The sequence below is a fragment of the Actinomadura livida genome (genome assembly GCF_014648675.1).
Lineage (GTDB): Bacteria > Actinomycetota > Actinomycetes > Streptosporangiales > Streptosporangiaceae > Spirillospora > Spirillospora livida.
In genome coordinates this window covers 246,264-253,530 of sequence record NZ_BMRO01000007.1, presented here as the reverse complement: position 1 = coordinate 253,530, position 7,267 = coordinate 246,264, and the positions used below count along the sequence as shown (strand labels likewise).

General features: G+C 62.4%; 7 protein-coding genes. 2 read left to right on the top strand and 5 right to left on the bottom strand.

Annotated features, from left to right (window positions below):
• Positions 1–295: 295 nt before the first annotated feature.
• From IEZ03_RS18605 to IEZ03_RS18590, 4 genes are all read right to left on the bottom strand, one after another.
• The gene (locus IEZ03_RS18605; RefSeq protein WP_184881854.1) at positions 296–1,027 is read right to left on the bottom strand and encodes a GntR family transcriptional regulator; all 732 of its coding nucleotides are present in this window, start codon (positions 1,025–1,027) and stop codon (positions 296–298) included.
• 157 nt (positions 1,028–1,184) lie between these two features.
• Positions 1,185–1,601, bottom strand: a complete 417-nt coding sequence (locus IEZ03_RS18600; RefSeq protein WP_184881853.1) for a hypothetical protein — start codon at positions 1,599–1,601, stop codon at positions 1,185–1,187.
• Positions 1,589–1,813, bottom strand: coding sequence for a hypothetical protein (locus tag IEZ03_RS18595; RefSeq protein WP_184881852.1), 225 nt, complete (start codon positions 1,811–1,813; stop codon positions 1,589–1,591). Before IEZ03_RS18595 ends, IEZ03_RS18600 begins: the two co-directional genes overlap by 13 nt.
• Entirely contained in the window at positions 1,813–2,187 is a 375-nt protein-coding gene (locus tag IEZ03_RS18590) for a hypothetical protein (RefSeq protein ID WP_184881851.1), read from the bottom strand. The genes IEZ03_RS18595 and IEZ03_RS18590 overlap by 1 nt, the downstream gene beginning before the upstream one ends.
• 508 nt (positions 2,188–2,695) lie before the next feature.
• Between IEZ03_RS18590 and IEZ03_RS18585 the strand changes: the two genes are divergently transcribed.
• Together IEZ03_RS18585 and IEZ03_RS18580 are read left to right on the top strand one after the other, a co-directional pair.
• Positions 2,696–4,108, top strand: a complete 1,413-nt coding sequence (locus IEZ03_RS18585) for a helix-turn-helix domain-containing protein (RefSeq protein ID WP_229808383.1) — start codon at positions 2,696–2,698, stop codon at positions 4,106–4,108.
• Positions 4,105–4,668, top strand: a complete 564-nt coding sequence (locus IEZ03_RS18580; RefSeq protein WP_184881850.1) for a flavoprotein — start codon at positions 4,105–4,107, stop codon at positions 4,666–4,668. Before IEZ03_RS18585 ends, IEZ03_RS18580 begins: the two co-directional genes overlap by 4 nt.
• Here the strand turns inward: IEZ03_RS18580 and IEZ03_RS18575 are convergent.
• Positions 4,665–7,094, bottom strand: a complete 2,430-nt coding sequence (locus IEZ03_RS18575) for a hypothetical protein (RefSeq protein ID WP_184881848.1) — start codon at positions 7,092–7,094, stop codon at positions 4,665–4,667. The two genes, IEZ03_RS18580 and IEZ03_RS18575, sit on opposite strands and share 4 nt — an antisense overlap.
• Positions 7,095–7,267: the final 173 nt, after the last annotated feature.

The window sequence follows — 7,267 nt, the reverse complement described above, 5'->3', positions numbered from 1 at the left end:
ACCAGTTCCCCGGTGTCCTTGTCCCGCGCCTGCACGAAGTTCTCCCGGGTCGACCGGTCGAAGTCCCGCACCGGCTCGACACCGCCCTTGATGAACGCGCCGTAGGGGAACACGTCGGCGAACGCGACCTTGAACGGACCTTGCACTGCCATCTCTGGCTACCTCCAGACATTCACCCATCCGCTTGTCCGGACGAGTGCATGCCTAGAAGATACCTCGCACACTCGACCGGACAACCTCCAACTAGAGTGACCTGTGTCACATCACGGGAACGGGCAGGTCAGCCGGACGCCGGTCAGTCCGGGACGCTGTACACGTCCTCCAACTCATGCAGCGACCCCGGCATCACAACCTGCGCCACGAACCGCACCGCATCAGAGGCGTCATGCAGACTCGCCAACGTCGACAACACCGGCTCACTCTCCTTGATCCCCAGCAGGCCGGGTTCGTCGCCGGCTGCAAGCCGGGCGGTCAGCCGCTCGGTGATGTGGTCGATGCGCAGGCCCTTGACCGTGCGCAGATGATCCCGCAGCCCGACCGGCAGGGGTTCGGGCTTGTCCAGATCGGTACCGAACGTCAGCTCTTGTGGGAACCAGCACGTCACCACCTCCGAGACGATGCCGTCCCGCTCAGTGACCCAGCGCCGCGCCAGCACCCGCGCCCCACCCGAATCAAGCAGCCCAGCGACCGGGCCAGGCGCCTCCACCTGACCGACATCGACCAGCCGCACCCCCGCCGAGGTCTCCGGCTGATCCAACACCGCAAGGCCCGGACGCGACGGCCGCGCAGCCGAGGCAGGGCGCCCCTTGACGAAAGAGCCGCGCCCGTGTTCACGGGTGATCCATCCATCCTGCTGAAGCATCTGCAACGCCCGGACCACCGTGGTACGGCCCACCGCGAACTCCCGGACAAGCTGAGATTCCGAGGGCAGCAGCGAGCCGGGCGGGTAGTCCCCGTTCTCGATCCGGCGCCGCACCTCCAGCACCACCCGCGCATACTTCGGAGGCTCGAACTCCAAGCTCGACATTACAACCACCTGACTACTAGGACGCTTGACCACACAAGCGGCTCACGTGGGCAGGGTAGCGACCACATCCGCAGACGTCACGCCCCCAGGGCCGCCGCAAGCAGTACCGACACCGCCACAGCCCCCACGACACCGAGCATTCAGCGAATCAAAGGATTCAGACCACGTGGTGCGGCACCGGGAAACCGGCGGCAACCAGAGCCGTACGCACCTCACCGACCCGCCGAGGTCCGATGTTGCGCACCTCGGCCAGCTCACGCGACCGCAGCAGCCCGAGCACATCCCCCACCGTCGCCGTACGCCCGCGATCGTTGCGCAGCGCGTTCAGCACGTGAGCCGACAACCCCAGACACTCCACCGGGCACGCCACCGTCACCCGATCACACTCATGCGGACCATCACCAGGCACCGCCACCGACTGCGCATGCAACCCCGAGGCCCGGCCCGCTTCCACCAGCAGCCGCAGCAGATCACCGACCGTCCGCACCCCAAGACAAGAGACCGGGCACTCTGGCCCGATCTCTTCATGCCCCGCCCGATGTGTGCGGTGGTCTGTGTCGATCATCTCGGCCACTGCCACCCCCGCGCGTGCACGATCGCCTCCCGCAACTGCCCAGGGTCGCCCGCCTCCACCAAGCGCACATCACGGCGGATACGCACCATCGCCCACCACGCCCCGGTCGCTTGCCCGTACCAGGCCACCACCCCGGAGAACTCCCGCTCAATCTGCGCCGCCACCGGCCGCCGCGCCGTCTCGTCCGACGACGCCACCCACGAGACACCCATCACCCACACCCACCCGACGAGACCGAGGCGGACGAGGGGCCGGCGAACGGCACCGCCAACACCCGCGCGATCCGATCCGCCGCGGTGGCCGTGTCCGCCACCGGGCACAACGGCTCCAACTCCACTGGCGAACTAGGCGTCGGCCCCGACCACACCCACAGCCACCACAACACGCCCTCACGGGGACGGCAAAGCACCTCTTGCCGCAGCCCCGGGGCGAACACCTGCCCCTGGGGGTCATCGGTGTCCGGCTCACCGGCCGGGTTGCGGACCCGCACCGCGCCATGCCCCCACACCTCGGCCACCAGGCCCCGCGCCTCCAGCGCATCCACCAGCGCCAGCGCCCCCGACCTCCACGACTCACCCAGCGCCACCCGAGCCACCACACGACCCACGATCACCACTCCACTCCCAGAAGAAGACAAAGCGGGACCGGCAGGGCGACGACCATCCGGAGGAGACCCACCAACCCCGAACGCGCAGCCACCTGACGGGGATCAGGCCGCGCCATGCCGCCGCAACACCCACCGGCCCCGCAGCCCGCTACGCCGCACGCACCCCACGAGCCGGAGCGCACCAACCACACGGCACCCGCTCCACCACCGGACCCGAACCACCCGGCACACCCACCAGCACCGCCCGACGAGGATGGACGAACTTCCACCCCCGGCCGCTGCAGGACCGGCAGCCGGTGTCGCCTGTTCCTTGCTGCTGCGTCATGACGACCACGATCGAAGAAATTCGGCCCGGCACCCATTCCCAGGCGGTATCCCACGACGGGATATACCCTCAGCAATGACGAGTCACGCGAAGGGAGACCCGATGTCGGGACGGGCGTCAGACCCGATCGCCATCCCCGAATCACTGTGGCAACGCCCACAGATGACCCAGGCCCTGACCTCCCGCGACATCCGGACCGTCTTCCACCTGGTGCGCCAGTACACAGGCGCCAGCCAGACCCAAATAGCGATCGCATGCGGCATGACCCAGGGCAAGGTCAGCGAGACCATGAAGAAGGGCGGCCGCCAGATCCTCACCCTGGAAGTCTTCGAGCGCATCGCCGACGGCCTCCAGATGCCCGACACCGCCCGCATGACACTGGGCCTGGCACCCCGCCACTTCCCCCCGCCGACCACCACGAACGCGGCGGTCATCACACCGCGGGATGAGCCCGCGGGGTTGGTTCCTGCCTCATTCCTGGGTTCCCTGGACGTAGAGCCCGACGTCGAGGAAGGGGACCCCGTGCGTCGAAGGACCTTCACCAAGCTGGCGGGGGCAAGCCTGTTCAGCGCCATCCTGGCCGACCTACCCGACGACGGCGCGCCCCTCGAAGGCGTCGAGGCATTCGCCGCCGCTCTCGCCGGCTACCCCGCTCTCAGCAGCGACCCCAGCCCGGCCGCGCTCAGCATGCCCCGCCTGACCAAGGCCGTAGCCACCGCCAAACGCACCTACCAAGACTGCCAATACTCCACCGTCATCAAGTCTCTGCCGCAACTCCTGGCAGACCTGCGCACCGCATGCGCCACCTACGAGGGAGACACCCGCCTCCAAGCCGAAGCGCTCTCAGCCGAGGCCCACCACGTGGCCGCCAGCATCCTGCTCAAGCTCGACGAGGAAGGCTTGGCATGGGTCGCCGCCGACCGCAGCATGCAGGCCGCCCGCAACAGCCAGGACCTCACGATCATCGGATCAAGCGCCCGCATCATCACCCACGCCCTGATGAACGACGGCCACCACGGCGCAGCCACCCAAACCGCCAGCACCTATGCCGAGCGCATCAGCCACGACACCGACCAGCGCACCCCCGCGTTCCTGTCCGTCTATGGCGCCCTACTGCTACGCGGCGCCGTAGCCGCCGGACACCGCACCGACCGCCACACCGCCGCCACCCTCCTGGACGAGGCCCAGGACGCAGGCCGCGAACTCGGCGGAGACTTCAACCACCGCTGGACAGCATTCGGCCCCACCAACGTCCAACTCCACCGCGTCAACATCGCCCTCCAGCTCGGCGACGCCGGAGCCGCCATCCAGGAAGCCCGCCGCATCGACCTGGACCGCATCCCCCTCACCGAACGCAAAGCAACGCTCCTCATCGACACCTCCCGCGCCCTCACCCAATGGGGCAAGCACGCCAAGGCATACGACGTCCTACGCTTCGCCCACCAGCTTGCCCCCGAAGAAATCTCAGCCCGCCCCGCCGTACACCGCATCCTGCGCGACCTCATGGCCACCGCCCCACCCAGCACCAAACGCCAACTCAGGGACTTCACCACAGAAATAGGGGTGCACCTGTGACCGACGAGCCCGACCGCCGCAAAGTCCTCTACGTCATCGTTTGCGCAGCAGGCCCCGCCGGCGACGTCGGAAAACTCGTCACACTCGCCCACCAACGAGGCTGGGACGTCCAGATCATCGCCACCCCCTCCGCCCTGGACTTCATCGACACCGAAGCCCTAGAAGCCCAAACCGGCCGCCCCGTCCGAAGCGAATACCGCAAACCAGGCGAACCCCGCTCCCCCAAAGCAGACGCCATCATTGTGGCCCCCGCCACCTACAACACCATCAACAAATGGGCCAACGGCATCAGCGACACCTACGCCCTAGGCATCCTCGCCGAAGCCCCGGGACTAGGCATCCCCGTAGTAGTCCTCCCCTTCGTCAACACCGCACTCGCTAACCGCGCCGCCTTCCAACGCAGCATGAACACCCTGTGCGATGAAGGAGCCCGCGTCCTCCTAGGCCCCGGCAAGTTCGAGCCTCATCCACCTAGGAGCGGCACCGATCACCTAAGCGAATTCCCGTGGCACCTAGCTCTCCGCCAGGCCGATAGGGCGGTCCGACAGTCATCACCCTAGTCGGAGCCGTGCATCTCCTGCCATAGCTTCTTGATCTTAACGTCAGGGTGTTCCTGCAACAATTCACGCGCTCCACTGACTCGTGAAACTATGGTCTCTCTTTCATCCAAATCGAGGGACTGGAGTCCCAGGAGTACGGACAGCGGAATATCGACACCATCGACAGCTAGGAGTTCGCCAATCTTCGAGAGAATGACTTCACGCATGCCCTCATCAACCATAAAGGCCAACGGGGGTAGGTATCTCGCTGAAGCTGCTCTCACCACCACAGAGGCATCGCGCGCCAGTTCCATTGCGACAGAAGCGACGAATTCTGGAGAGACGATAGGTGCCATGAGAGTCAAGCTCCTGGCACACTCCAGTCGACTCTGATTATCAGGTGCTGAACAAAGAGTATCTATAGCTCTATAGACTTCCTGGGAATCGATAGCCCCAGCTCTACATCTGAATCGCAGTGCAGCTGCGGACTTCTTCCAGTCAAGGAACTCATTGCGATGTTCGGGCTTACGCTGCAAACCACCCGAGTGAATTACAAGCCTTTGTCTTACTTCACCCGGAACCTTATCTAGATTCGTCGTCACCCATTCCAAGGACGACGCCTTGTCGGAGTCAGGAATAAGAGGGTCTGTAAGACAAGAAGAGATCTCTTCCCAGGTTTCATGACTCTCACACAGATGCGAGAAAACAGTAGCAAGATAGATAACGTCTATACCCCCGACACTGAACGACCCATGGGCGGCATCATTCCGCTTCTTACGCATCGCATCAAGAACTAGATCACGAATGCTGTGACGGGCGTCATCGCTGATAGAAAATGAAGTACGTGTGGCGATATCAACCAATCCAGCGGCGAGAAGCGGCGATCCTGCGTCCGTCGACATGGCTTCTTTAATGGCATCCGCGAGACGAAGGTCTCCGGTAATAGCCAGTCTCTCAGCAATAGAAACACTGAGCTCAGCGCCATCTCCTGCGAGATTATCCGCAGCCCACTCCAACCACCACTCTCGCGACTGATCGTCAATAACCGACCAGTCCATCTTGCTCGCTACATCAGCGAGTCTGCGCAGGACGAGGGAATCGCTACTCTCGTTGACTGCGTCAAAGAGGTAACTATGAATGAAGCCGCTATCGGACACATAAGGCGTAAGAGCACTTACTACGGACCAGGCCTCATCATCCAAGCGGTACATACCCGCAGCATCGATAGCAATCCGATTGCTACCATGCTGGAGAACTCGTGCAATGAGCGAATCCACTACTTCGCTCGGAATCAGCGAAGAGGCACCACGGATAATAGCTAGATGGCTCCTACCCAGTTGACGTGATGAATGTTGAAAGATGTCATCCGCCAACTCCTGGAGTGCAGCAAGCGGCCCTTCCCGCCGGATCAGCCGTACAGCCCGAGTTACAGCTTTAGAATCTCCGCTCCGCAAGAGAAGCGCCAATCCATCCTTGCGATAGGAGAACGAGTTTGCGTCCGGGCGTTGAAGGAAACGATCTCGCCCTAGGACCTTTCTAGCTTCGCGCGCACGAGCCCAGTCACCCGTAATCTCTGCCGCCAAGGCATTCGACTCTAGTGTCTTGTAAAAAGAGGCTCCTCCACTGAAGATTCGTCGCTGACCTAGTCTTGCAGCAGAATCGATGCGCTCATCGAACTCCTTCGACTGCCATCGACTTAGCGAAGACAGTGAGCCGCGATCGTGCGTAAGCCAAAAGCGCGAAACCGCCCTTCGTACAGTCTCCGTCCACGCGTCATCATCGCCCAGTTTCATACGAAGATTGACAATATTCAAATGTGCCGAATCAGCCAGTCCCTCCTTAACGAAGGCTAGTACATCGGTACTCGTCGTAGTTGAGCCCTCCGAAAGTTCGAATGACTCGTACTGGTCTGTATGCAGATCAGCAAGATGCACGGACGCATCCTCGTACGCCGAAAGCGCGTCTTCGTAAGCATCGAGGTCTGCTCTCCTGCATCCAGTCTGGAGATGAAGAACAGCTTTCGTTAGAGGGTCAAGTTGCTCCATCACAGTGTTGCCCGTGAATGCTTCCACCACAGCCAAGGCAGCTTCGGGATCGTTCATGTCGGAGTAAGCGCAAGAAGCGAGCACAGCTGCAACCGCTCTGCCCAAGACCGGAAAATCTTCGGACTGCGAGATCGAATTAAGATCACTAGACCCCAGCGGCTGCGTCTCTACAAAAAGCGACCTTCCAAAAGCTTGAACCAATTTCCAGTCCTGGGTCCACTCAGATGAACCCTTGATTGGGTCGGGGACAGCGCCTTTTCGCGCCAGTTCACCGTACTCAGAAAAGTGGTGAAGGCAAAGCATTCCCAAAGCCGCAACCGGGTCGACACTATGGACAGTCCAATTCGGATGCGGCGCTATTTCAGCCGGGTAGAGGATCGAAACAAGCAATCTGAGGTTCATGTCTTTGGCATCCTCTTACGGAGTCGCTGTATCCTGCTTCGATCGTCTTCCGCTGGAAGCGGACTTGGTCTTTGAGAAAAGATACCCCGGTCAGCTAGGACCGCAGTTCTTACGAGTGCTGCCCATACTACGGAGACTATGCCGGCTCTTCCAGAGGTACCAATGAACTCATA